The 1,290-nt window shown below is 64.0% G+C and carries 1 protein-coding gene and 1 pseudogene; both read right to left on the reverse strand.

Translation table 11 applies throughout. The features are described 5' to 3' along the window. Positions 1-178: 178 nt before the first annotated feature. On the reverse strand, positions 179-451 hold the full coding sequence (locus A3764_RS16405) for a hypothetical protein (RefSeq protein WP_067924582.1): 273 nt from the start codon (positions 449-451) through the stop codon (positions 179-181). Continuing rightward, positions 448-1,290 (reverse strand): annotated as a pseudogene (locus A3764_RS16410) (glutamine-synthetase adenylyltransferase); the annotation flags it as partial. The pseudogene A3764_RS16410 and the gene A3764_RS16405, both read right to left, overlap by 4 nt.

Here is a 1,290-nt window from a genome sequence, read left to right on the forward strand (position 1 = left end):
GTCCAAGGGCGGCGATCGTCTTGATGATGGAAATGTTCATGGCGTCCTCGCTTTTCTCTGTCTGAACCGGTTCTGGCGGCCAAATAGGGCGAGTTTGCGACCGAAATATATTTCCTTCGTGAATTTTACGCGTTTTTGAGGTGTCAATCCTCAGTTATTGAGACTGCGTGCAAGTGGATCAATTCCGCGGACGGCTCCGCCATCCGCCGCGCCGGCGAGGCGCCTGCAAGGTGGTCAGGCCATCCCGCAGCACAACCGTCATCGGGTGCTCCTCCACCGCATCCTGTCGGGTCAGCAAACTGCGGATGAGACCGGGCGTATCGGCATCGAGCGGTAGGCTCAGCGCCCAGTCGAGGAAGATCGACCGGCATTCGGAGGCGGTGATCCCGTCGATCCGGTACGCCTCATAAATGAGGCCCTTGGGATCCTCGGGTGCATGCTTTTCGGTCATTCCTGCTCCGCCCTTGCGCCGACGCTGCGCGAGATGGCCCTATCTATCTGTTCGCGCGCAGTTTTATAGGTATCCAGCATCTTGCGCTCCAGTGCGGGCAGGTCATCGACGCCAAGGCTGCGGCAAAGAAAGGCGATCCCCGCCTGCCCCAGCCGGTCCGCATCTATGGGCTTCGAAGACAACAGTCGCGCCGCACATTGCAGGGCCCAGCAGTTGTCGTAGCATTCCTCCAGCACGCGGACCTCGTCTTCGTTCAGCAGCGCCGCCCGAACCCCGGCGCGCAGACCGGCGGGCACGTCCCCCGCCATTTCGCCAGCGACAAGCGCGCCCGCCTGCGCGAGCAGTTCGATGTCCTGCAGGCGGCCCGGTCCGATCTTGGCATCGAAGGGGCCGTGGGGAGACTTCGCATCGGCGATTCGGGTCCGCATGCGGGCCATTTCCTCGACGATACCGGGACCGGCTGTCTCACGCCCAATGATCTCGCGTCGCAGCGCCTCCACGTCTTCCCCCAGATCGGCGGGCCCCGCCACGATCGCGGCGCGCGTCAGCGCCAGATGTTCCCAGACCCACGCCTGTTCACGCTGATAGCTCTTGAAAGCGGCAAGGCTGGTGGCGACAGGCCCCTGATTGCCCGAAGGCCGCAGCCGCATGTCCACCTCGTAGAGCTTGCCCTGGCTCATCGGGGCGGTCATCGCCGTGATCATCGCCTGCGTGAGCCGCGCGAAATAGGGCCGCGTGGCCAGCGGGCGCGGCCCGTCCGATCCTTCGTCCTCCCGGGGATCGTAAATCACGATCATATCGAGGTCGGATGTCGCCGTCAGCATCCCCGCGCCCAGCGA

Origin of the sequence: Sulfitobacter sp. HI0129, assembly GCF_001635395.1 — a bacterium.
Classification (GTDB): Bacteria; Pseudomonadota; Alphaproteobacteria; order Rhodobacterales; family Rhodobacteraceae; genus Sulfitobacter.

Excerpts from the sequence above, each read along its gene's own strand:
- A3764_RS16405 (WP_067924582.1), bottom strand. The coding sequence starts at position 451 with ATGACCGAAAAGCATGCACCCGAGGATCCCAAGGGCCTCATTTATGAG.